The organism is Actinoplanes sp. NPDC021490, assembly GCF_055562135.1.
In genome coordinates this window covers 332,609-356,184 of sequence record NZ_JBVHFW010000005.1, presented here as the reverse complement: position 1 = coordinate 356,184, position 23,576 = coordinate 332,609, and the positions used below count along the sequence as shown (strand labels likewise).

The window sequence follows — 23,576 nt, the reverse complement described above, 5'->3', positions numbered from 1 at the left end:
GAAGTATCACGGACCCCGAACACACGGAGTCGCACTCCGTGTGCGCTGCGCAAAAATAGTACGAAGTGGCGCAGACAAGACACAAGGAACGTCTGCCACGATGACCGACACGGGTGTTTGCGCGACGGACATCCTGTCCGCCGTCCACTTCCGTGGATGTTTGTGCCAGACTCGTGCCTCGTGGACGAAGCAGCCCGCGACCCGGTCGCCGGGGCCGCCGCGCGCCGGCCCCAGGGCCTCGCGCTGATCACCACCGACGCCGAGCTGACCTGGTCCGATGTTGATCGGCGGGTGACCGCGGCCGCGCATCGGGTGGCCGCGCTCGTGCCACCGGACGAACGGGTCGCGATCGTGCTCGGCAACTCGGTCGATTTCGTCGTGACCTTCTTCGGCGTCCTGCGGGCGGGGCGTGTCGCCGTGCCGCTCAACCCCGGATACACGGCCGACGAGCTCGATCACGCGATCGCCGACTCGGGTGCGGCCCTGGTCATCGCGGCGGAGGCCGATCAAGAGAGCGAGCCTCCCCGCGTACGGGCAAGCTTGGATCCGGACGAGGCGGGCGGGGAAGCGCCGCACGAGGCGGGCGGGGAACTGCCGTACGTGTCGGCCGGTGATCTGGCCGTGCTGCTCTACACCTCGGGCACCAGCGGGCGGCCGAAGGGCGCGATGCTGACCCACGCCGCGCTGGCCGCCAACCACGATCAGCTCGACGCGATCGACCCGCCCGTGGTCGGCCCGGACGACGTGGTGCTGCTACCTGTCCCGATGTTCCACGCGTACGGGCTGAACACCGGCCTCGGCAGCGTCGCCCACCACGCGGCGACCGGCGTGCTGATCGACCGGTTCGACCCGGCGGCCTCGCTGGCGGTGATCGCCGAGCGCGCGGTGACCGTGGTGGTGGGCGTGCCGGGCATGTATTCGGCCTGGTCCCGGCAGCCGGGCGTGAAGGTCGCGCTGGGCAGCGTGCGGACCGCGGTGTGCGGGGCCGCGCCGCTGGCCCCGGACGAGATGGCCCGGTTCGGCGCCGCGACCGGCAAGAGCATCCTGGTCGGGTACGGGCTGACCGAGACCGCGCCGGTGCTCACGACCACCGCCGTCAGCGACCGCGGCAAGCCCGGCTCTATCGGCCGACCGCTGCCCGGGGTGTCGCTGCGGCTGCGCTCGACCGGCGGTCAGGTCCTCTGGGAGGACGGCACCGCCTCGCCGGAGGAGGACCTGGCCGAGTTCGACCTTTCGATCGAGGATGTGGCCGGCACCGACCCGGGCGAGATCGTGGTGCGCGGGGCCAACCTGTTCTCCGGCTACTGGCCGGACGGGCGCGGCGGGCCGGACGCCGGTGGCTGGTGGGCGACCGGCGACGTGGCCTACGCGGACGGCGAGGGCGACCTGCACCTGGTCGACCGGATCGACGAGCTGATCCTGGTGCACGGCTTCAACGTCTATCCGGCCGAGATCGAGCGGGTGCTCGGCACGCATCCCGGCGTGGCCGAATCGGCCGTGGTCGGCGTGCCCGATCATGACGCCGGGCAGCGGCCGCACGCGTACGTCGTGGCCGCCATCGACCCGCCGCCCACCCCCGCCGAACTGCAGGTCTTCTGTGCCGCGCAGCTCGCGCGGTTCAAGCTGCCGTCGGTCGAGCTGGTGCGTGAGCTTCCCCACTCGGCGACCGGCAAGGTGCGCAAGCGAGAGCTGAGCTAGCGAGGAGTGTCATGAGCCGAGTGACCCTGATCAGCCGGGACGGCTGCCACCTGTGCGAACAGGCCGAGGCGGTGCTCGATCGCATCGTGCCCGGCCAGTGGATCCGGGTCGACGTCGACTCGTCGATCGACCTCGAGCGCGACTACGGCGACCGGGTGCCGGTCGTGCTGCTCGACGGGGCCGAGCACGGGTATTGGCAGGTCGAGGAGTCCCGGCTGCTCCGGGATCTGGCCCGGCCGCCGGGGGAGCCCCGCCTGTAAGTTGTTCGCCGTGGCGCGCACTCACCTTGTCTGGGACTGGAACGGCACCCTGCTCGACGACCTCAGCCTCGTGGTCTCGTCCACGAACGAGGCCTTCACGGCGATCGGCGGGCGGCTGGTCGACGCCGACGAGCATCGCAGCCGGTTCCGCCGGCCGGTGGCCGAGTTCTATGCCGAGATCCTCGGGCGCGCGGTCGACGACGAGGAGTTCGGCCGGCTCGACCGCATCTTCCACGACGCGTACCGGCTGGGTCTGACCAACATGACGCTGGCCGCGGACGCGTCGGCGGCGCTCAAGGAGTGGCCGGGCTCGCAGTCGCTGCTGTCCATGTGGTTCCACTCGGAGCTGGTGCCGGCCCTCGAGACGTACGGGCTGAGCGGGGTCTTCACCCGGGTCGACGGGCTGCGCACCGAGATCGGCGGGCACCTCAAGGCGGGCCACCTGGCCGAGCACCTGGCCGAGCTGGGCCTGACCGGCAGCGAGGTGGTGCTGATCGGCGACTCGCTCGACGACGCCGCGGCGGCCGACGCCGTCGGGGGCGAGATCGTGCTCTACACCGGCGGCTTCACCGACCCGTCCCGGTTGCGAGCCTCGGGTCGTCCGGTCGCGGACACTCTCGTCGAAGCGGTCGCGATCGCCCGTACGCTGTAGCAGGGTGGTCGGTGGCGGGGCGAACCGGTCATACTTCAACGGTTCGGGTCATTATCACGCCAGATGATCTTTGTCCACCCGCACTACCAAGATCGCGATTTGTGCACGCCTTCACAAGCGCCTAGTCTTTGATGCCGAAGAGCCCCGGTAGCACAGCCGGTAAGTCCAGGCGCCCGAGGGTTCGCAGGTTCGCCACCTCGTCGGCACGGAGTCAGATGAGCCAGCAGCGTCACGGAGTTACGCCCGGCAGCACCCCCGGCGATCGAGCCGGTGCGGTGCAGGCCTTTCCGGATCTGCCGGAGGCCACGATCGCACGGCTGCCCGAATATCTGCGTGCCCTGCACAACTTGGGCGAGCGCGGGTCGGACACGATCTCGAGTGAAGGGCTGGCCGCCGCGGCCGGGGTCAACTCGGCGAAGCTCCGCAAGGACCTCTCCCACCTCGGGTCGTACGGCACCCGTGGCGTGGGTTACGACGTGACCCTGCTCATCGAGCAGATCGAGTACGTTCTCGGCCTCGATCAGCGCCGGGCGGTCTGCCTGGTCGGTCTCGGTAACCTCGGTCACGCGCTGGCCGGCTACGACGGGTTCGCCAGCCGCGGCTTCAAGATCGTCGCGCTGTTCGACGCCGACGAGGCCAAGGTCGGCGAACAGATCCAGGGCCTCGTCGTCCGGCACATCGAGGAGCTGGGCCGGGTCGCCGTGGAGGAAAACATCGCGATCGGTGTGATCGCCACCCCGGCCGCCGCCGCCCAGGCCGTGGCCGACGTGCTGGTCGACGCGGGCGTCACCAGCATCCTCAACTTCGCTCCGTGTGTGCTCGCGGTTCCGGCCAACGTCGACGTGCGCAAGGTCGACCTGGCCATCGAGCTGCAGATTCTCTCTTTCCACGAACACCGCAAGGCGTCGTTGACGGCGCTGCCGGGCGGCCGGTCGGCCACCGCGGCGGGCAATCAGGAGGCGGTCGGGTCGTGAATCTCCTCAGCGTCGGTGCGTCCTACCGCACCGCCGATGTCGCCACGCTCGAGCGGCTCGTCATCGCCGACGACGCGGTGCCCGGCCTGCTGGAGAAGCTCGTCGCGCAGCCGTTCGTGGGCGAGGCGGTCGTGCTGTCCACCTGTAACCGGGTCGAGATCTACGCCGCGGTCAGCACCTTCCACGGCGGCCTGGGCGACATCTGCAACGTGCTGTCCGAGGTGTCCGGCATCCCGGCCACCGAGCTCGCCGGTCACCTCTACGTGCACTACGACGAGGCGGCGGTGCTGCACTCGTTCAAGGTCTCCAGCGGTCTCGATTCGATGGTCGTGGGCGAGTCCCAGATCCTCGGCCAGCTGCGCGACGCCTACCACGTGGCCACCGAGTCCGACACGGCCGGCCGTCTGCTGCACGAGCTGATGCAGCAGGCGCTGCGGGTCGGCAAGCGGGCGCACTCCGAGACCGGGATCGACCGGGCCGGGCAGAGCGTCGTGACCGCCGCGCTCGACGTGGCCGAGAGCGAGCTGGGCGACCTGACCGGGAGCCGCGCGCTGGTGATCGGCGCGGGCGCGATGGGCGCCCTCTCGGTGGCCACGCTGACCCGGGCCGGAGTGGGGCCGCTGCGGATCACCAACCGGAGCGCCGCCCGGGCCGACCGGCTCGCCGAGGCGTACGGGGCCGTGGCCGTTCCCTACGACGAGCTGGACGCCGCCCTGCGCGAGGCCGGCCTGGTCGTCTCGGCCACCGCGTCGACCGAGCCGGTGCTCACCCGCGAACGGCTCGAGGCCGCCGCGCCGCTGGTCGTACTCGATCTGGCCGTCCCGCGCGACGTCGCCGCCGACGCCACCGGCATCCCCGGAATCACCGTGATCGACATCGACAGCCTGGCCTCCATGCGGCGGTCGATGCCGGCCGCGGCCGAGACCGCCGCCGTCGAGCAGATCGTCGCGAGCGAGGTCGACCACTTCCTGGCCTGGCTGCGCGGCTCCGACATCGCGCCGACCGTGGCCGCGCTGCGTTCCCGGGCCGAGGACGTCGTCACCGCCGAGCTGCGCAAGCTCTACTCCCGCCGGTCGGAATTCTCCGAGGAGCAACGAGCCGACGTTTCCCGTACGCTGCATCGCGTCGTCCAGCAGTTGCTGCACTCGCCCACCGTGCGGGTGCGCCAGCTGGCCGCCGAGCCCGGTGGTGATCAGTACGCCGCACTGCTGCGCGAGCTGTTCGACCTGGACGTGCCCCATGCCACACCCGCCAATGCGGTTCCCGAGATCGGAGGACAGGCGTGAGTACGCCTTTGCGCCTCGGCACGCGCGGCAGTGCCCTGGCGCTCGCCCAGTCGCAGCTGACCGCCGACGCGCTCACCGCGGCCACCGGCCGCCCGGTCGAGCTGGTGCGGATCATCACGCCCGGCGACCGCTCCGCGGCCCCGGTGGCCCAGCTCGGCGTCGGCGTCTTCGTCTCGGCGCTGCGTGACGCGCTGCTCGCCGGCGAGATCGACTTCGCTGTCCACTCATACAAGGACCTGCCCACCGCGGCGCACCCGGGTCTGCACATCGCGGCCATCCCGCCGCGCGAGGACCCGCGCGACGTGCTGATCAGCCAGGGTGGCCAGACGCTGGCCGAGCTCCCGCCGGGCTCCGTGATCGGAACCGGCGCGGTGCGCCGAATCGCGCAATTGCATGCTTTGGGCCTAGAGTTGCAGGTCACGCCGATCCGCGGAAACATCGACAGCCGGATCGCCCGGGTTCACGGACCCGAGGCCGATCTGGATGCCGTCGTTCTCGCCCGGGCCGGTGTGGTGCGTATCGGCAGGGTCGCCGAGATCGCAGAAACGCTCGACCCGATGCTCATGCTGCCCGCCCCCGCCCAGGGCGCGCTGGCCGTGGAGTGCCGGGCCGACGACGCAGACCTGGTGGAATTGCTGGCCTCGCTCGACGACGCAGCGTCCCGGGCCGCCGTCACGGCGGAACGGGCGATGCTCGCCACGCTCGAGGCCGGGTGTTCCGCCCCGGTCGCGGCCCACGCCGAACTCGCCGAGGGCGAGGAAGGCGACGAGATTTACCTGCGCGGTGCGGTGATCAGCCCGGATGGGGTTCGAGCCATCCGGCTGTCGCGCACCGGAACGCCCGCCGACGCGGCGGAGATCGGCAAGGCGCTCGCCGCCGATCTCCTCGACGCCGGCGCCGACACCCTGATCGGGAGCACAGAATGACCACCCGCACCGCCCGCAAGCCAGCTGGACGCATCGCGTTCGTCGGCGCCGGACCCGGCGACCCGGAACTGCTCACCCGCCGCGCGCACGCCGCGCTCACCGAGGCCGACCAGGTGGTCTACGACCGAGGGGTGCCCGAATCCCTGCTGACCGCGATCCGGTCGGAGGCCAAGGAGGACGCTCAGTTCAGCCCGGCCGAGGGAGCGCCCGGCGACGTGGCCAAGGTGCTGCTCTCCGCGGCCAAGTCGGGCCTGTCCGCCGTGCACCTGGTGGCCGGTGACCCGTTCGGTCACGAGGCCGTGGTCAAGGAGGTGCAGGCGGTCGCTCGCACCGCGGTGCACTTCGAGGTCGTGCCCGGCCTGGGCCAGGCCGAGGGCGTCGCCACGTACGCGGGTGTCCCGCTGCCCGGCGTGCGGGTCACGGCCGACGTCGGCGACGTGACCGCACTCGACTTCGACGCGCTGGCCACCGCGGCGCTCAAGGGCTCGTTCGCCGTCGCCGTCGACGCGGGTGACCTCGCCGCCGTCCGCGACGGGCTGCTGGCCGCGGGCGTCGAGCCGGGCATCCCGGTTGCGGTGACCGGCGACGGCACCGGCGAGACGCAGTACACGACCACCTCGACGGTCGACAGCTTCGTCGCCGCCGCGCTCGGCTTCACCGGCCGCGTGGTGCTGACCGTCGGCTCCGACGTCGGCCAGCGCGACGCGATGAGCTGGTGGGAGAACCGGCCGCTGTACGGCTGGAAGGTCCTGGTGCCGCGGACCAAGGAGCAGGCCGGCGCGATGAGTGCCCGGCTGCGGGCCTACGGCGCGATCCCGTGCGAGGTGCCGACCATCGCGGTCGAGCCCCCGCGCACCCCGGCCCAGATGGAACGCGCGGTCAAGGGCCTGGTCGACGGCCGGTACGCGTGGGTCGTCTTCACCTCGGTCAACGCGGTCCGCGCGGTCTGGGAGAAGTTCGACGAGCACGGTCTCGACGCCCGCCACTTCGGCGGCGTAAAGATTGCCTGCATCGGTGAGGCCACCGCCGAGGCGGTCCGCGCGTTCGGCATCCAGCCCGAGCTGCTTCCCCAGGGCGAGCAGTCCAGCGAGGGCCTGCTGGCCGAGTTCTCGCCGCACGACGAGATCCTCGACCCGGTCGGCCGGGTGCTGCTGCCGCGGGCCGACATCGCCACCGAGACGCTGGCCGCCGGCCTGATCGAGCGGGGCTGGGAGGTGGACGACGTGACCGCGTACCGGACGGTGCGGGCCGCGCCGCCGCCGGCCGAGATCCGCGACGCCATCAAGTCGGGTGGCTTCGACGCGGTGCTCTTCACCTCGTCCAGCACCGTACGCAACCTGGTCGGCATCGCCGGCAAGCCGCACGCCCGTACGGTCGTCGCGGTGATCGGCCCCAAGACCGCCGAGACGGCCACGGAGTTCGGCCTGCGCGTCGACGTCCAGCCCCAGCACGCTTCGGTGCCGGATCTGGTCGAGGCGCTGGCGTCGTACGCGGTGGAGCTGCGCGAGAAGCTGGCCGCGATGCCGGCCAAGCAGCGTCGCGGCTCCAAGGTGCAGGGGCCCACGGCTCTTCGTTTCCGCTAAGGAGCGTCATGTTTCCGGATGTCCGTCCGCGCCGCCTCCGCCGCAGCCCGGCCATGCGCCGCCTGGTCGAAGAGACCAGGCTGGCGCCCGCCGAGCTCATCCTGCCCCTGTTCCTCAAGGAGGGGCTGACCGAGCCGCGCGAGATCAGCTCGCTGCCCGGCGTCATGCAACACTCGCGTGAGTCGCTGCGCAAGGCCGCCCACGAGGCGGTCAGCGCCGGGGTCGGCGGCCTGATGCTGTTCGGCGTGCCGACGAGCGAGCACAAGGACCCGTCGGGGTCCGCGGGGCTCGACCCGGAGGGCATCCTCAACGTGGGCATCCGGGATCTGATCTCGGAGGTCGGCGACTCCACGGTCGTGATGGGCGACCTGTGCCTGGACGAGTTCACCTCGCACGGGCACTGCGGGGTGCTGGCCGCCGACGGTTCGGTCGACAACGACGCCACGCTGGAGATCTACGCCGAGATGGCGGTCGCCCAGGCCGAGGCCGGGGTCCACATGGTGGGGCCGTCCGGGATGATGGACGGCCAGATCGGCGTCATCCGGCGTGCTCTCGACAAGGCCGGCTATCAGGACGTCTCGGTGCTGGCCTACTCGGCGAAGTACGCGGGCGCGTTCTACGGCCCGTTCCGCGAGGCCGTCGAGTCGACCCTCGAGGGCGACCGCCGGCAATACCAGCAGGACCCGCCGAACCTTCGTGAGGCGCTGCGCGAGGTCGACCTGGACGTGGCCGAGGGCGCCGACATCGTCATGGTCAAGCCGGCCCTGCCCTACCTCGACGTGATCGCCGCCATCCGCGAGCGGGTCACCGTGCCCGTCGCGGCCTATCAGGTCTCCGGCGAATACGCGATGGTGGAGGCGGCGGCCCGCAACGGCTGGATCGACCGCGAGCGGGTCATGCTGGAGTCGCTGACGTCGATCAAGCGGGCGGGCGCGCAGATCACCCTCACCTACTGGGCCACCGAGGTCGCCCAGATGCTGCACAACCGCTACTGAAACACGCCTTAGTCGTCGTTGAGGACGGTCCCGGTTCCGCGGCCGTCCACCACCCGTACGCCGGTCGCCACGACCTCGAGGGTCAGCCGCTCGTCGTGCTCGCGTAGCCGGTCGCCGCGTACCTGCACCGGGAACTCGACCCGCACGGCGCCGGCCGGGACGGTCCGGCAGCCCACGTACGGCTCGTAGTCGGCGTACGGGAGGGTTGTCGTGCCCGGCACGGTGGCTGCGCAGACCGCCAAGGGGAAGCTCAGCGGCCGGGTCAGCGTGACCGGGAAGACCAGCGGCGTGCGGCCCGCGTTGCCTTCGACCACGCTCGCGTCCCCGACCGACAGACCGGCCCGCGACTGGAACCGGGCCACCTGCGGATCGTGGTCGCTCACGCCGTCCGGGTGGTCGGCGTTGAGATGGGCCGAACGCATCTGGATCAGGTCGCCGTGCAGCGCGTCGTTGACGAACAGCTGGTCCAGCGTCTGCGCCTGACCCTCGAAGACGTACGAATACGCCGCGCTGGGCGCCTCGGCCACCAGGTTGTCCCACAGGTTGTGCAGCCCGGCGGCGTACAGCGGGCCGAGCTGGTCGCCCGGGGTGGCCGGGACCGGGTCGTCCGGCCGCGGGAACACGTTCAGGTCGCCGCCGAACACCACCCTCGCGTACGGGTGGGTGGCCTCGATGGTGTCGGCGATCGCGGCCCCGTACGCGGCCTGCTCGCGGCGCTGCCCAACCCGGGTGTCCGGTCCGGACGAGAAGTGGTTGCTGATCGCCCACAGCCGGTAGCGGTCGTTCGAGCCCGGCGCGGCCCGCACCTCGAACAGCCCGACCTGCGGCGCGCGGGTGTAGACGTTGCTTCCGTCCACGCCGGTCGAACGGTCGACGTCGGCCGGCAGCGTGGCGTTCAACGTCTTCGGGTTAGATACGTCGCTGTTGGTCGGCAGCGGGGTGCCGCGATATGTGACCTGGGGTGAAGTGCCCAGCACCGGGTCGGCCGGGTCGGCGGCGGAGAGCGCGAGCCGGTCGGTGCGATAGAGGAAGCCCGACACGATGCCCCGGGCGTCGGCGCCGCTGCGATCGGACGCGGCGTCGTACGCGGGTCCGCCGTTCCGGGCGATGACGAGCGCGAGCTCCTGCAGGGTGTCCGGCTTGCCGTCGGCTTGGCCGGCCGTCCCGCAGCTCAGTGCGGCCGCCACGACCCGGCAGATGTCCTGGTCTTCGGCCTCCTGCGCGAGGATCAGGTCGGGCGCGTGCAGACCGGCGGTGACCTGACGGGCGAGCCGGCCGAGCCGAGTGTCGTATTCGGACTGGCTGCCGGGCGTGTAGTCGAACGGCGGGTCGACCCCCGGGCAGCCGGTGTTGCCGGTGAAGTCGCAGCCGTCGTCCGGGTCGTCGCGGAAGTCGTACAGGTTCTCGACGTTGAAGGTGGCCACCGAGATCTCGCGCTGCCGGTCGGCGGGCCGCGGCGGATTGTTCGCGGCCGGGTCGGCGCCGCGCGTGAACGCGACGTTCGCGACCTGGATGCCGTACTTGTTGAAGGCGAAATAGAGACCGCCGACCGCGTCGCCGCCGGTGGTGTCGAAGGTGCGGGCCGGTGGCAGCACCACGGAGCTGTCGCCGGCCGCGGCCTTCACGCCCATCGGCCCCAGCATGATCCGGTTGCCGTTCCCGTTGTCGGTCAGGCCGGGCACGTCGTCGAGCGGGTGGGCGTCGCGGAAGACCCTTCGCCCGTACGGGTCGGAGCGCTTGAGCAGGGGATCGTCGCGGTCGACCAGCCACACCTCGGCGTCGTCGGTGGACGCATAGGTCTTGGTGTTCGAGACGACGCCCGAGCCGGCGCGGACCCGCAGCTGCATGCCTTCGCGCTGTTCCCAGAAGAGGTCGGCGGCTTTCCGGTCGGCGGGCGGGATCGCGTCGTCGATCCGCACCTCGGCGGCCACGTCGAGCCCGGTGGCCGAGGTGGTGATCCATTCGGCCCCGGTGAGCTGGGTGAAGTTGAAGTATTCGGCCACCCGGGCGTTGACCACGATCTCGTCACCGGGTTTGGGCGTGTAGCCGCCGATCAGGGTGGTGAACGTGCCCATGTAGACGAACACGCCGTCGGAACTGGCCGGATCGCCGTCGGTGTTGTTTCCGCGGCTCTGCAGGAAGAAGCCGTACTGCTCGGCGCCGGCGGCGGTGTGCGAGAGGGCCAGCTGGGTCACGACGCCGCGGACCTGGTATCTCGCGCTGCTCGAGCCGTTGCCGGTCGCCGGGGCGTACGGGGAACGGCTGGTGTTGCCCTGAATCGCGCCGACCGTGAGCGGATCTTGGCCGATGGCGGCCTGGGCCGGTGCGGGCAGCGTCATTGCGGTTGCGGCGAGGAGCCCGACGACCAGCATGCGACCCAGCACGGTGCCTCCACGGCGGACCGGCGGTTGCGTCTGCGCTTACGTCAGTCGTTCGTCTTCCGGTCGCAGGGGTTGAGCTTAGTCGATGGACTCGAGGCTTTGAACCAGTTGCGAAACGTCGGCACCATACTCGTACCAGTCCCGGTCGGGCTGATATCCCAGCTCGGCGTTGACCTTGAGCATGGACTCGTTGTGCTGGGCGTTCCAGGTCTGCACCTCGCGCAGCCCGGTCTCGGCCGATCGCAGCTCGAACAGCATGCGGGCCTTGAGCGCCCGGTCGATGCCATAACCGCGGTGGTCGCGCACGACGATGGTGTCGTACTGGTCGGCGCGCTCGGGATGGTGGGCGGGGACGACGACCTCGGTCAGGCCGGCGACCACGCCGCTTTCGTCGTGCAGGGCGAGCACGATGTACGGCTTCAGGCCGCGCTTGTGGAGCGTGTCGAGCGACTCGCGCAGCCGCTGCGGGTCGGACGATCGGGGGGCCAGGTCGAGGTCGTCGTCGTCCTGGGCTTCCAGCTTGGCCTGCGCGTACGCCTCGAGCAGGTGGTCGGGCGGGCCGCCGGGGTGGAACTCGACGCGATAGCCGGCGCCGATGCTGCCGGCCATCACCGTCAGCGCGGGCCAGTCCACCGAGGACAGCACCAGCACGCTGCGCGTCTCGACGTATTCGCGTTCGAATCCGAGGGACTCGTAGAACGCGATGGCCGGCGTGCCGCCGATCGCTTCGACGCCGAGCGTGGAGAAGCCTTCCAGGTACGCCCGGCGGGCCGCGACCGCCACGAGCTGGCGACCCAGCCCACGGCGTCGCAGCCGGGGACTGACCACTATTTCGAGGACACCGATGTCACCGAGCAGCAGCATGCTGACCATGGCGAAGATTTCGCTCTCGCCCTCGGCCAGCCGGTCATCCTCGGCAACCCAGCTGATCCGGCGTTCCCCGGGCATGGTCTCGGAGAGGTAATCGCGCACCTGACCGTCCACCCACGGCGGATCGTCGGGAAGGTCGGTGGCGATCACCGCATTCACCGTCTCCACGAGCGACCGGATCTCCGCCGCCGAAGCGGTCCGGGGATCCCATTCACGCACCCTCACCCGTACAGCTTGCCGGTAAGCGAACCGTCTGGGAAGTGCTCCGACCGTAAATGTATAGGCATCGTCACGGTGCGTGCAGGTCAGCGGTCAGTTCCGGGAGCGCTTCCCATAGTCGTTGGCCGCGTCGAACACTTTCTGTGCATAAGGCCGGACCGCGTTGTACGACAGGATCGCGTCCCACCACGAATCCGCCCTGGACATGTCGCGCCCGTTCTGACACAGATACTTGGCCGCGGTCATCGCCGCGTCGTCGATGTCGTTGGGATCGGCGATCCCGCTGTTGTCGGCGTCCACCTTGTAGGAGTTCCAAGTAGCCGGAATGAACTGCAGGGGACCGATCGCCCGGTCAAAGGTCGTGTCCTGATCGAGCGCGCCACGGTCCGTGTCCGGGATCAGCTGCCGTCCGCCCTTGCCGTCCAGCGGCAGCCCCATGATCGGCGGCATCGCCATGCCATCGGTGGAGAGCACGGCCCCGTTGGCGCTGCCGTGCGACGACTCGACCATGCCGATCGCGGCCAGCGTGGTCCAGCTCAGCCGGCACGACGGCGTGGTGCGCGCGGTAACAAGCTCGGCATACCCGTACGCCTGCACAGCCACCACCGGAATGCCGGCCCGCGTGCCGATCTGCCCCGCCCACCCCGCCAGAGCATCGGCCGGCCGGCCCCCGGTCTGAGCCGCCAAGGTGGGCGCGAGGGTCTGCGCCCCCGTCGGAACGTCCGCGCTGGGCAACCCGGCCGGAGCACTCCCCGGAAGCCCACCCGGCAGCCCCGCCGACGGAACCCCGGCCGCGGCATCGAGCGGAAACCCGGGCGTCGCACTGGGCGAGGGCGCCGACTGAAGCGCCTCGGGAACCAGATAGGCCCCCGCCGTGCCCGCCGCCCCCAGAAGCAGAACAGCAATGATCGCCGGAACGATGAGCCGCCCACTGGGCCGCTTGGCCCAGGCCGCGGCCCCACGCCCCACCCGCCCGACAAACCCGAACGGCCCACTCCCACGCCGCCGCACAGCCACAGCCGCCGGCGAGGCCGTCCTCGCCCCGGCGGCACCCTTGGTCACCGCGGGCGGCGTCGCGCTCCCGGCCGGGGCGGGTTCGACTTTCGTCTTGTCCGCGGCATCGTCCTTGCTCGAAGTCTCCGCACTGAGCCGCGCCGCCCGTTCCACTTCACTGATAGGCCCAGCGCTCGGCGAGGCCCCGGACTTGGCCGCTTGCTTAGGCACCGCCCCCGCGCTCGCCGCAGCCGTGGTCGGCGCGCCTGTTCCCGACCCGGCCGTGCCTGGGCTGGCTGCTGCTGCACCTGCGGAAGCTGTGCCCGGCCCGGTCGCGCCTGCACCGGTGATGCCCGCGCTCGCGCCAGCTGCTCCCACGCCCCTGGCGCTCACGCTCGGATCCGCCGCGCCTGCACTCGCGGTGCCCGGCCCGGCAGCTGTTGCGCCCGTGGTGGCCGCGCTCGGCCCAGTTGCTCCCGCGCCCGCGGCGCTCGGCCCTGCCGCGCCTGCATCCGTGCTCGGCCCGGCTGCCGCTGCGTCCGTGTTGCCCGCGTCCGGCCCAGGTCCTCCTGCGCCCACGGCGTCCGAGCCCGATCCGGCTGCATTGGCGCCGCTGGCGTTCGCATTCGACCCAGCCGCACCCGACGGGCCTCCGCCCGACTCGTTCGAACCGGAGGCGCTCTCGCCCGCCGAATCAGTCCCCGGCGCGACCGGACCCGTCGCGGCAGCTTCGTTTCCGCTCGTGGCTACCGCGCCACCCGGCTCCGCACCAGCCGTGCCGGTCGCCGTGGTCGTCGTCCCCGGCGACCCCGCGGAAGTCGGCTGCGCGGCGGCCTCGGACTCGGCGGCGGTCGGCTGCGATCCGCCCTCGGAATTCGTCTCGGTGGTGGCGGCGCGAGCGGCCTCCGAAGAGGCCGGCAGCGGCTCGAGTGGGGCCGCGCCGGAGCTGGCCAGAGGCCCACCCTGATGAGGCGCCGCAGCTCTCAGCTCGGGCCGTGCCACCTCTTTGTCCTGCCGCTCCACCACGCCGACGACACTACCCAACCCGAGCCCGCCCGGGAGTGCCCGCGTTGACGCCTGTGGATAACTCGAGGACCGTTTTTCGGCTTCCGCCCCGGCCTGTGGATAACTCGCCGGGCCGGCGTCGCTGAGGCGTATTGTCTGGGCCAGCCCCCAGGGCGGTGGGGTAGGGGTGGTTGGCTGTTCCGGGGCGGGGCTGAGGGCCTACTCTTCCTGCATGCCGCGTTACGAGTTCCGCTGCCGCGCCTGTGGCGACACGTTCGAGGTCAACCGGCCGATGAGCGAGGCCTCCGCCCCGACGGCGTGCCCGCAGGGCCATGCCGACACCGTCAAGCTGCTCTCGACTGTGGCCTTCACCGGTCGTGGCGGCAGCATGCCCTCGCGGCCCGCAGCGCCCGCCGGCGGCGGCTGTTGCGGCGGCGCTTGCGGCTGCTGACCGCCTCCAACCCGGCGCAACTCCCGCCAAGCCACCGTGGGGGCCGTGCCGCCAATTGCGAGCCCGTGTCCAGCCGCCGGCGAAGCCCGCGGTCCAAGGCCGCGATGTCGGCGTCGAGCAGTGCGAACCCCGCGTCGAGCCGCTGACGGGTCCGCACTGAGCCACTAACGCCGCGCCGAGCCACTACGGGGCTTGCGCCGAGCCACGACGACGCCCGCGCCTGGCCACTCCGGGCCGCGCCACGACGACGCCCGCGCCAAGCCAGGCGGCCCTGCGCTCAACTACAGCGATGCCCGCGCTGAGGCACCCACGAAATCGCGCCGCGTTCTCACCCGCCCGGGGGTCAGGCCTACGCGCGAGTCCCTCGGACGGACTCCGCGAAACACCCCCGAGCCCGAGCTGACGTCGCGGCCCGACGAGTCCACGCAGCCCTATCCGGCGCTACCGCAGCCGATCACGTCCACATGGCGAGACTGTGCCCCCAAGTGGGGAATTCCACGCTGATCTCCCTGGACGGCGGACCAGCGGTGCGACCTGCGGCGACACGGGCAGAAATATGATGATCTAGCGGTATGAGGTGGCCGGGCGAGCTGTCTCACGACCGGGGACCGCCGAACGGGTGGCCGGAACTGGCCGACCGCAGCGTGACTCCGCTCGATCCATTTCGTTACGTCACGCGTAGTGCTTAACGAAGCCGCTGATGTCTTCCATCCAGGGTCGTTCGTGGTGGGTGGATGATTACCGTCCGTTTCTACGATGGCCGGTGACACAGTGATACGGCAGCATGAGGCGCGACTTCCCGAAGGGGGCGGAGGTTCAACCGTGTGGGGACGGACCGAGCTGCCGAGCGGGCTGGTGACCTTTGTGTTCACCGACATCGAGGGCTCGACGCGGTTGGCTCGGATGCTTGGTGACGACTACGGCTTGGTCCTCGGCGATCACCGCTCGGTGATGAGGACTGCGCTGAGTAACTTCGGCGGTGTCGAGCTCTTCACTGAGGGTGACAGTTTCTTCATTGCTTTTCAGGATTCGGCGGCGGCCGTCGCGGCCTGTGTGGAGGCCCAGCGGCAACTGTCCGCATTCAACTGGCCCAGTCCTGATGTCGCGCCGCGGGTGCGTATGGGCATGCACACCGGCTGGGCTCGCCCGAGGGGGAACGAGTACGCCAGCGTCGAGGTGCATCGCGCCGCCCGGGTGGCTTCGGCCGCGCACGGCGGGCAGATCCTGTGTTCCGGCGCCACCGCCCTGGCCCTGGTCACCGCCGGAACCGAAGTCCCGTTCGCCCTGCAAACAGAGAACGCTGCAAAGACAGAGAACGCTGCAAAGACGGTGAACGCGGCAAAGACGGAGAACGCCGAAAAGCACGAGAACCGGCAGACGCCGCACAAGCAGTTCGACCTGCTCGACCTCGGCCCGCACCGGCTCCGCGGCTTCGACGACGACGAGCGCCTCTTCCAGGTCCTCGCGGCCGGCCTCGAACGCGACTTCCCCCGCCCGCGCACCCCGGGCGCTCCGTCCCACAACCTGCCCGCCCAGCTCACCGGGTTCCTGGGCCGCCGCGCCGAGCTGGCCGAGGTCACCGACCTGATCCGTCGCCACCGCATCGTCACGGTCGCGGGCCCGGGAGGCGCCGGCAAGACGAGACTTTCGCTCGCGGCGGCCGAGGAACTTCTTCCCGCGTACGGGGACGGCGTCTGGACGGTCGACGCCGCGAACTCGCGGCAGGGGTTGGCGCCCGCGATGGCCGCCGCTCTGGGCGTGCGCACCGAGCCGGGCCGTCCGGTGCTCGAGACGCTGCTGGAGCACTGCGCCGGGCGCCACATGCTGATCGTGCTGCAGACCGCGGACACCTTCCAGGCCGCCTGCGCCACCCTCGTACGCCGTCTGCTGGCTCGTTGCCCGAAGGTCAGTGTGCTGGTCACGAGCCGGGTGCCGCTGAACGTGCCGGGCGAGGTGCTGTGGCGTATTCCGCCGCTGTCGCCCGGCGACGTCTTCGCCCTGCTGACCGAGCGCACCGCCGAGGCCCGTGGTGGCCGTCCCGGACCGCCCGACGATCAGGTCGACCTGGCTGAGGTGGCCGCCCGGCTGGAGGGCTGCCCGCTGGCCGTCGAACTGGCCGCGGTCCGTCTGCGTTCCCTCTCGGCGGCCCAGCTCGCGGCCCGCCTGGACGACCCGCTCGCCGCCCTCGACCCGATCGACATCGTTCCGGGCGGCGGCCCCGAAGCCCCGAGCGACGACGACCTCGGCGACCGGCACGACAGCCTGACCGCCACTCTGGACTGGTCCTATCGCACGCTGAGCCCTCCGGCCGCCGGCCTCCTGCGCCGCCTCTCCGTCTTCGCCGGCACCGTCGATCTGGCCACGGTGGAATGGTGCTGCGCCGACGCGCTTGGCGCGCTGTCCGAGCTGGCCGACAAGTCGCTGGTCGAGGTGGTGCCGGGCCCGCGCTACCGGCTGTCGACCCAGGTTCGCGCGTACGCGTCGCGCCGCCTGACCGCCGCCGGTGACGAGCGCGCCGCCCGCGACCGGCACGTCGCCTGGGCGCTGCACACGCTCGATGCCGTCGCGGTCGACACCGACGGCCAGGTCCGCACGACGTCGCTCACCGAGATGACCCCGTACGTGCCGGAGTGGCAGACTGCGCTCCGGTGGGCCGCCACCAAGGGCAGTGTGCAGGCCGGTCTGCGGCTGGCCCTCGCGCTCGACCCGTGGTGGCGCGAGCACGGTGGCGCCGGTGAGGGCCGGGACCTGCTGTTCCGCCTGTACCAGCGGCTCGACGGCGTCGAGGTGGAGCCTTCGATGCTCGCATACGCCCACATGGTGCACGCCGGCCTGTCCGACGACCGGCTGGAGCGTACGAGGTTCCTCGACCGGGCCGAACGGATCGCCCGCGCCGAGGAGAACCAGGCGCTGCTCGTGCACGCGCTGGCCGGGCACCGGACGACCCTGATCGAGGGCGGCCGGTACGACGAGGCCGAGCAGCTGTGCCGCGAGGTGATCGCCGAGGCCGAGCGCAACGGGGCGGCCGAGTCGGCCCTGCCCGCCGTGATCGCGCTGGCCGAACTGCTGTGGCGCCGGGACGAGCTGACCCAGGCGGCCGAGCTGCTGGGCGGCGCGCGGCAGGCCGAGGCGAGCTGCCCGGAGCACCGCGGTAAGCGTACGGTCGACTGGCTCCTCGGCATGGTTGCGTTGCGCCGCGGTGATCTGGTCGCCGGGCACGACCACCTGGTGGTGGCCTTGCGGTCCCGGCTGCGGCACGGGTTCCGGGGGTCGGCGGCCGATGCGGTGGCCGCGCTCGCGGTCCGCTGCGCGATGGGTGGCGACCCCGCGACCGCCGCGGTGCTGTTCGGCGGGGCCGAGGCGGCGCGCGGGGCCCGGCGTACGGAGATGTTCGGGCTCTTCTGGTCGGCCCAGCAGCTGTCGTTGCGTTCGTCGCTGGGCGATGCCGCCTTCGACGCCGCGTACGCGGACGGGGTGGGTCTGGGTTTCGACCGGATCGTCGCCCTGGCGCTCGCCGTCGAGCACCCGGACCTCGAGGACGGCGCGGCCCGGTTCGCCCAGACCCTCCAGGGCAGCTAACTCTTTCGCATGAGGGAGGCAGCCCGGTCCAGGTCGGCCTGGCGCACGAACGACACCGAACCGAAGACCCGTACGGCCTGGTAGTAGGTCCAGGCCACGCTGTAGCAGGCGGCCCGCACGAGCGTGCTGTACGGGACGCAGACGCGCTTCATGTCGGCGTAGAAGGTGTCGTCGATGCGGGCCTTGTTCGCCGGGAACTGGCCCAGGTCCTTGTAGTTGCGGTAGCCGAAGTCGTGGTGCCAGCACGCGTTGGCGAAGTCGAAGCCGAGCGGCCGTTCCGGGCTGGCCGAGCAGTAGTCGGTCGACCAGTCGAAGCCGTAGCTCAGCCAGGGGTCGCGGTCGAGGCGGGCGGCGTTCCACTTGGCCGTGCTGGCCGCGCTGGGCTGGGTCCAGCTCGCCAGGACGGTGGCCTTGTCTCCGGTGGTGGCCCGGGCTATCCCGGCGGGGGCGAGCAGGGCCAGCGCCAGGGCGAGGACGAGAGCGATGCGTCGGGTCATCACAGCAGTTTTGGAACCGCGGCCGTACGCATACAACGTTGTCTATCCCACTTTGCCGAAGCGTGCCGAAGCTCTTAGTTGATGTTCCTTAACGATGATTAATGTGATGTCCTGGGTAGTCGCCCCGCCGCGATCGCTAAGGTGTCACCGTGCGGGGCATCACATGATCAATCTTCCCAGGGTCCGACAGGGACCCCTGCGTGCGCTGGGCATCCGGCTGGCGCTCGCGATCACGCTCGTCCTGGTCACCGTCACGATCATCTACCTCGATCGGGACGGCTACCGCGACGTCAACGAGGACGGGCTGACCCTGCTCGACTGCTTCTACTACGCGGTCGTGTCGCTCTCCACCACCGGCTACGGCGACATCACGCCGGTGACCCCGCACGCGCGCCTGATCAACGTCCTGTTCATCACTCCGGCCCGCGTGCTCTTCCTGATCATCCTGGTCGGCACGACCCTCGAGGTGCTGACCGACCAGTACCGCAACAGCCTGCGTGTCACGCGGTGGAGGCGAAAGTTGAAGGACCACGTCATCATCTGCGGCTACGGCACCAAGGGCCGGGCCGCGGTCGCCGCACTGCTCGAGACCGGCTACGACAAGTCACGGATCGTCCTGGTGGAGAACCGGCCCGACGGCGTACGCCAGGCCGCGGCGAACGGGCTGGCGGTGATCGAGGGCAACGCGACCCGCTCGGCCGTGCTGCTCGAGGCCGACGTCAAGAACTGCAAGGCCGTGATCATCGCGACCGACAGCGACGAGGCCTCGGTGCTGATCACGCTGACCGTCCGCCAGCTGACCGCCGGCCAAGTGCGGATCATCGCCTCGGTCCGTGAGCAGGAAAATGCCGCCCTGCTCAAGCAGAGCGGCGCCCACCACGTGATCGTCTCGTCGGCCACCGCGGGCCGCCTGCTGGGCCTCACGACCACCGCGCCGCCGCTGATCGACGTCGTGGAGGATCTGCTCACCCCCGGCCAGGGCATGGCGCTGGCGATGCGCAGCGCCGAGCGGGCCGAGGTGGGCCGCAACCCGCGCGAGCTGCCGACGCTGGCGGTCGCGCTGATCCGCCGGGGCAAGGTGCTGCCCCTCGGCGGCGGCCAGAAGATCACGATCGAGACCGGTGACCTGATCGTCTACATCCGCGACGATCGCAGCAGCGTCGACGTCGCGGTCTAGGACGGACCTACATGATGGTCCAGGTGTCGGTCTTGTTGAGCAGCGCGTCGAGCATCTGGTCGGGGGTGCCGTCGGCCTGCGCCCGGGCGTCGACCAGCTGCTTGGTGATCAGCTCGTCGTAGGACGGCCGCTGCACGTTGCGGAACACGCCGATCGGCGTGGTGCCCAGGTCGGAGCCGGAGAGCCGGGACAGGGCGAACGCGTACGCCGGGTCGTCAACCGTGGCGTCGTGCACGATGGCCTCGCCGCCCTCCTCGACCTTGAGCCCGAACGCGCCTGCCGGGTGCGTCACCGAGAACTGCTTCTCGGCGCCGAACGTGATCGGCTCGCCCTGCTCCAGGCGGATCAGGTGGTCGTCGCGGCTGCCCGCGTCCTTGATCAGCTCGAAGGCGCCGTCGTTGAAGATGTTGCAGTTCTGATAGATCTCGACGAACGCCGAACCCTGGTGCTCGGCCGCGGCGCGCAGCACCGACTGCAGGTGCTTGCGGTCCGAGTCGATCGTGCGGGCGACGAACGTGGCCTCGGCGCCGAGCGCGAGCGAGATCGGGTTGAACGGCGAGTCGGCCGAGCCGGCCGGAGTCGACTTGGTGATCTTGCCGATCTCGGAGGTCGGGGAATACTGCCCCTTGGTGAGTCCGTAGATCCGGTTGTTGAACAGCAGGATCTTGAGGTTGACGTTGCGGCGCAGCGCGTGGATCAGGTGGTTGCCGCCGATCGACAGCGCGTCGCCGTCGCCGGTCACGACCCACACCGACAGGTCGGGGCGCGACACCGACAGCCCGGTGGCGATGGCCGGGGCCCGGCCGTGGATCGAGTGCATCCCGTACGTGTTCATGTAGTACGGGAAGCGGGAGGAGCACCCGATGCCCGAGACGAAGACGATGTTCTCGCGCGGGATGCCCAGCTCGGGCATGAAGCCCTGCACGGCGGCCAGGATGGCGTAGTCACCGCAGCCCGGGCACCAGCGCACCTCCTGGTCGGACTTGAAGTCCTTGGCCGTCAGCTTGACCGGCGTCAGAGGAATAGTTGAGCTAGCCATTCTTGACCACGTCCTCGAGCATGTTCTCCAGCGTCGCGGCGGTGAAGGGCAGGCCGCTGACCTGGTTGAAGGGCACCGCGTCGATCAGGAACTTCGCGCGGATCACGTGGGCCAGCTGACCCAGGTTCATCTCCGGGATGACGACCTTGTCGTACGCCGCCAGCACCTCGCCCAGGTTGGCCGGCAGCGGCGCCAGGTGGCGCAGGTGGGCCTGGGCGATCGGCAGTCCGCGTTGCCGCAGTGCCCGGCACGCCGCGCCGATCGGGCCGTACGTCGAGCCCCAGCCCAGCACCAGCACGCGGGCGTTCTCGTCGGCGTCCTCGACCTCGATGTCGGGCACGTCGATGGCCTCGATGCGGGCGGCCCGGGTGCGCACCATGTGCTCGTGGTTGGCCGGGTCGTACGAGATGTCACCGGTCTTGTCGGCCTTCTCCAGCCCACCGATGCGGTGCTCGAGTCCGGGCGTGCCCGGGATCGCCCACGGCCGGGCCATCGTCTCGGGATCGCGCAGGTAAGGCAGGAAGCGCCCGTCCTCGCCGTTGGCCCCGGTGGTGAATTCGACCGAGATGTCCGGCAGTTCCTCGGAGGAGGGCAGCAGCCACGGCTCGGAGCCGTTGGCCACGTAGTTGTCCGAGAGCAGGATGACCGGAGTGCGGTATTTCAGGGCGATCCGGGCGGCCTCGATGGCCGCGTGGAAGCAGTCCGACGGCGACTTGGGCGCGATTACCGACAGGGGCGCCTCGCCGTGCCGGCCGAACAGCGCCATGTTGAGGTCGGCCTGCTCGGTCTTGGTCGGCATGCCGGTCGACGGCCCGGCCCGCTGCACGTCGACGATGATCAGCGGAAGCTCCAGCGCGATGGCCAGCGAGATCGTCTCGCCCTTGAGCGCCACACCCGGACCCGAGGTCGTGGTGACACCCAGAGCGCCCCCGTACGAGGCCCCGAGCGCGGCGCCGATGGCGGCGATCTCGTCCTCGGCCTGCATGGTGGTGATGCCGAACTTCTTGTGCTTGCTCAGCTCGTGCAGGATGTCGGACGCCGGGGTGATCGGATAGGCCCCGAGGAACAGCGGCAGCTTGGACCGCACGCTCGCCGCGACCAGGCCCAGCGCCAGCGCCTGGTTGCCGGTGATGTTGCGATAGGTGCCGGGCCGCATGCGCGCGGGCTTGACCTCGTAGCGGACGGCGAAGTCTTCCGTCGTCTCGCCGAAGTTCCAGCCGGCCTGGAAGGCGGCCTTGTTCGCCGCGACCAGGTCGGGACGCTTGGCGAACTTCGACTCCAGGAACCGCAGGGTCGACTCGAACGGCCGCGAATACATCCAGCTCAGCAGCCCGAGCGCGAACATGTTCTTGGCGCGCTCGGCGTCTTTCTTGGCCACGCCCAGCTCGGCCAGCGCGCCCACCGTCATCGAGGTCAGGGCGACCGGGTGCAGCACGTAGTCGCTGAGCGAGCCGTCCTCGAGCGGGCTCGCCGCGTAACCGACCTTGGCCAGGTTGCGCTTGGTGAACTCATCGGTGTTGACGATGATGTCGGCGCCCGACGGCAGGTCGGCCAGGTTGGCCTTGAGCGCGGCCGGGTTCATCGCGACCAGCACGTGCGGCGAGTCGCCGGGCGTGAGGATGTCGTAGTCGGCGAAGTGGACCTGGAAGCTCGACACGCCCGGCAGGGTGCCCGCGGGCGCCCGGATCTCGGCCGGGAAGTTCGGCAGCGTGGAGATGTCGTTGCCCAGCTGGGCGGTTTCCGAGGTGAATCGGTCACCGGTCAGCTGCATGCCGTCGCCCGAGTCGCCGGCGAACCGGATGACCACCCGGTCCAGCTGTTCGACTCGTTTCGCTCCAGCGGAAGCGGACACGTTCGCAACCTCCCAAGGGTGCCGGCCGGCGGGTTGAGCACGTCTGTGGGCCGGCCCGCGTTAGTCATCTCCAGCCTACGTCGCCGGTCCTTACCGGTCCGGCCCAGGCCGTGACCACAGTAGCCAGGTAAGGCTTCCCTGAACCACTGGAGTCCACTATCCGGCTACGCTGACGGATCGTGGACGGGTATCTGGGGTCGTACGCCACGCTCGGCCTGGTCGCGGCGGCGGGCGTGCTCGTCTTCGTGGGGGCTTTCGGGGCCAACAAGCTGCTCCGACCGGCTGACCCGGCCCGGCCGCCGGGCAAGTTCGTGGCCTACGAGAGCGGCATCGACCCGGTCGGCGGCGACTGGGCACAGGCTCAGATCCGCTACTACGTCTACGCGTACCTCTATGTGCTTTTCGCCGTGGAGGCCGTTTTTCTCTTTCCGTGGGCGGTCGTCTTCGACCGGCCGGGCTTCGGCTGGGCCACCGTGGCCGAGATGGGCGTCTTCGTGGCCGTCCTCGCCCTCGGCATCCTCTACGCCTGGCGTAAGAAGATCCTGACCTGGACTTAAGTCCCAGCCGCCGGGCGTGTCGGGGTGGCGGACTCGCCACGCGCTGTCCGACATGCCAACATCGTGCGCATGGGCCAGCTTCTCCTCTTCGTCGTCGTGGCACTGGTGGTCGCCGCGATCGTGTTCGGCGTGACCGTGATGATCGGTGGCGGCGACAACGCATTGACGCCCGTCGAGCCGGATGGCGCGGCCGTGCCGCTGCCGAGCGACCGGCCGCTGGGCGAGGAGGACGTGGTCCGCACGAAGTTCGACACGGCCTGGCGCGGCTACCGCATGTCCCAGGTCGACCAGGCCCTGCAACGCGCCGCGTACGACATCGGCTACAAGGGCGAGCTGATCAGTGTGCTCGAGGCCGAGGTCATCGCGCTGCGCGAGGGGCGTACGGCCGACGCCGACGTGCTCCGGCGCGCCCGTGAGGCGGCGATCGCCCCGTCCGAGGCCGCGGCGAAGGCGGCTCCGGCCCCCGACCTGGAAGTCTCGGTCAACCCGGCCCCCTCCTCGGCCCCCTCCTCGGCCCCCTCCTCGGCCCCCTCCTCGGCCCCCTCCTCGGCCCCCTCCTCGGCCCCCTCCTCGGCCCCCTCC

General features: G+C 70.8%; 19 protein-coding genes and 1 pseudogene. 14 read left to right on the top strand and 6 right to left on the bottom strand.

The window, feature by feature from the left end; translation table 11 throughout:
• Positions 1 to 156 precede the first annotated feature (156 nt).
• The 8 genes from ACZ3I4_RS16515 to hemB all read left to right on the top strand — a co-directional run bounded on the left by ACZ3I4_RS16515 (position 157) and on the right by hemB (position 8,374).
• Positions 157 to 1,698: an AMP-binding protein gene (locus ACZ3I4_RS16515; protein ID WP_465382768.1), complete on the top strand. Its 1,542-nt coding sequence runs from the start codon at positions 157 to 159 to the stop codon at positions 1,696 to 1,698.
• Positions 1,699 to 1,709: 11 nt separating this feature from the next.
• Positions 1,710 to 1,958, top strand: coding sequence for a glutaredoxin family protein (locus tag ACZ3I4_RS16510; RefSeq protein WP_465382767.1), 249 nt, complete (start codon positions 1,710 to 1,712; stop codon positions 1,956 to 1,958).
• Positions 1,959 to 1,968: 10 nt separating this feature from the next.
• On the top strand, positions 1,969 to 2,610 hold the full coding sequence (locus tag ACZ3I4_RS16505) for an HAD family hydrolase (protein ID WP_465382766.1): 642 nt from the start codon (positions 1,969 to 1,971) through the stop codon (positions 2,608 to 2,610).
• Between the two features lie 215 nt (positions 2,611 to 2,825).
• Entirely contained in the window at positions 2,826 to 3,584 is a 759-nt protein-coding gene (locus ACZ3I4_RS16500; protein ID WP_465382765.1) for a redox-sensing transcriptional repressor Rex, read from the top strand.
• Positions 3,581 to 4,870: a glutamyl-tRNA reductase gene (locus ACZ3I4_RS16495; RefSeq protein ID WP_465382764.1), complete on the top strand. Its 1,290-nt coding sequence runs from the start codon at positions 3,581 to 3,583 to the stop codon at positions 4,868 to 4,870. Before ACZ3I4_RS16500 ends, ACZ3I4_RS16495 begins: the two co-directional genes overlap by 4 nt.
• Positions 4,867 to 5,796: a hydroxymethylbilane synthase gene (hemC, locus tag ACZ3I4_RS16490; RefSeq protein WP_465382763.1), complete on the top strand. Its 930-nt coding sequence runs from the start codon at positions 4,867 to 4,869 to the stop codon at positions 5,794 to 5,796. The genes ACZ3I4_RS16495 and hemC overlap by 4 nt, the downstream gene beginning before the upstream one ends.
• Positions 5,793 to 7,379, top strand: a complete 1,587-nt coding sequence (locus ACZ3I4_RS16485) for a bifunctional uroporphyrinogen-III C-methyltransferase/uroporphyrinogen-III synthase (RefSeq protein ID WP_465382762.1) — start codon at positions 5,793 to 5,795, stop codon at positions 7,377 to 7,379. Before hemC ends, ACZ3I4_RS16485 begins: the two co-directional genes overlap by 4 nt.
• 8 nt (positions 7,380 to 7,387) lie before the next feature.
• Positions 7,388 to 8,374, top strand: coding sequence for a porphobilinogen synthase (hemB, locus tag ACZ3I4_RS16480; RefSeq protein ID WP_465382761.1), 987 nt, complete (start codon positions 7,388 to 7,390; stop codon positions 8,372 to 8,374).
• Positions 8,375 to 8,382: 8 nt separating this feature from the next.
• Here hemB and ACZ3I4_RS16475 read toward each other — a convergent pair.
• The 3 genes and pseudogenes from ACZ3I4_RS16475 to ACZ3I4_RS16465 all read right to left on the bottom strand — a co-directional run.
• Positions 8,383 to 10,846 (bottom strand): annotated as a pseudogene (locus tag ACZ3I4_RS16475) (lamin tail domain-containing protein); the annotation flags it as partial.
• Positions 10,834 to 11,850 carry a GNAT family N-acetyltransferase gene (locus tag ACZ3I4_RS16470; protein ID WP_465382760.1) on the bottom strand — a complete coding sequence of 339 codons (1,017 nt, stop codon included), beginning with the start codon at positions 11,848 to 11,850 and terminating at the stop codon, positions 10,834 to 10,836. The gene ACZ3I4_RS16470 and the pseudogene ACZ3I4_RS16475, both read right to left, overlap by 13 nt.
• A gap of 87 nt (positions 11,851 to 11,937) precedes the next feature.
• A complete protein-coding gene (locus tag ACZ3I4_RS16465) occupies positions 11,938 to 12,813 on the bottom strand; it encodes a lytic transglycosylase domain-containing protein (protein WP_465382759.1) in 876 nt (291 codons plus the stop codon).
• A 766-nt stretch (positions 12,814 to 13,579) separates the two neighbouring features.
• Here ACZ3I4_RS16465 and ACZ3I4_RS16460 point away from each other — a divergent pair.
• From ACZ3I4_RS16460 to ACZ3I4_RS16450, 3 genes are all read left to right on the top strand, one after another.
• The gene (locus tag ACZ3I4_RS16460; RefSeq protein ID WP_465382758.1) at positions 13,580 to 13,804 is read left to right on the top strand and encodes a hypothetical protein; all 225 of its coding nucleotides are present in this window, start codon (positions 13,580 to 13,582) and stop codon (positions 13,802 to 13,804) included.
• Between the two features lie 270 nt (positions 13,805 to 14,074).
• Positions 14,075 to 14,293, top strand: a complete 219-nt coding sequence (locus ACZ3I4_RS16455; RefSeq protein ID WP_465382757.1) for an FmdB family zinc ribbon protein — start codon at positions 14,075 to 14,077, stop codon at positions 14,291 to 14,293.
• Between the two features lie 822 nt (positions 14,294 to 15,115).
• Positions 15,116 to 17,872, top strand: a complete 2,757-nt coding sequence (locus tag ACZ3I4_RS16450; protein ID WP_465382756.1) for a winged helix-turn-helix domain-containing protein — start codon at positions 15,116 to 15,118, stop codon at positions 17,870 to 17,872.
• On the opposite strand, the gene ACZ3I4_RS16445 is transcribed toward ACZ3I4_RS16450, so the two are convergent.
• Positions 17,869 to 18,369, bottom strand: a complete 501-nt coding sequence (locus tag ACZ3I4_RS16445; RefSeq protein ID WP_465382755.1) for a phospholipase — start codon at positions 18,367 to 18,369, stop codon at positions 17,869 to 17,871. The genes ACZ3I4_RS16450 and ACZ3I4_RS16445 overlap by 4 nt on opposite strands.
• 163 nt (positions 18,370 to 18,532) lie before the next feature.
• Here ACZ3I4_RS16445 and ACZ3I4_RS16440 point away from each other — a divergent pair, with 163 nt between their 5' ends.
• Positions 18,533 to 19,546, top strand: a complete 1,014-nt coding sequence (locus ACZ3I4_RS16440; RefSeq protein ID WP_465382754.1) for a potassium channel family protein — start codon at positions 18,533 to 18,535, stop codon at positions 19,544 to 19,546.
• Between the two features lie 7 nt (positions 19,547 to 19,553).
• Here ACZ3I4_RS16440 and ACZ3I4_RS16435 read toward each other — a convergent pair whose 3' ends face one another.
• A complete protein-coding gene (locus tag ACZ3I4_RS16435; protein WP_465382753.1) occupies positions 19,554 to 20,585 on the bottom strand; it encodes a 2-oxoacid:ferredoxin oxidoreductase subunit beta in 1,032 nt (343 codons plus the stop codon).
• Positions 20,578 to 22,437, bottom strand: a complete 1,860-nt coding sequence (locus ACZ3I4_RS16430) for a 2-oxoacid:acceptor oxidoreductase subunit alpha (protein WP_465382752.1) — start codon at positions 22,435 to 22,437, stop codon at positions 20,578 to 20,580. The genes ACZ3I4_RS16435 and ACZ3I4_RS16430 overlap by 8 nt, the downstream gene beginning before the upstream one ends.
• A 179-nt stretch (positions 22,438 to 22,616) precedes the next feature.
• Between ACZ3I4_RS16430 and ndhC the strand changes: the two genes are divergently transcribed.
• Positions 22,617 to 22,994: an NADH-quinone oxidoreductase subunit A gene (gene ndhC / locus ACZ3I4_RS16425; protein ID WP_465382751.1), complete on the top strand. Its 378-nt coding sequence runs from the start codon at positions 22,617 to 22,619 to the stop codon at positions 22,992 to 22,994.
• A 69-nt stretch (positions 22,995 to 23,063) separates the two neighbouring features.
• Positions 23,064 to 23,576 (top strand): DivIVA domain-containing protein (locus ACZ3I4_RS16420; RefSeq protein ID WP_465382750.1); only part of this gene is annotated, 513 nt, incomplete at its 3' end.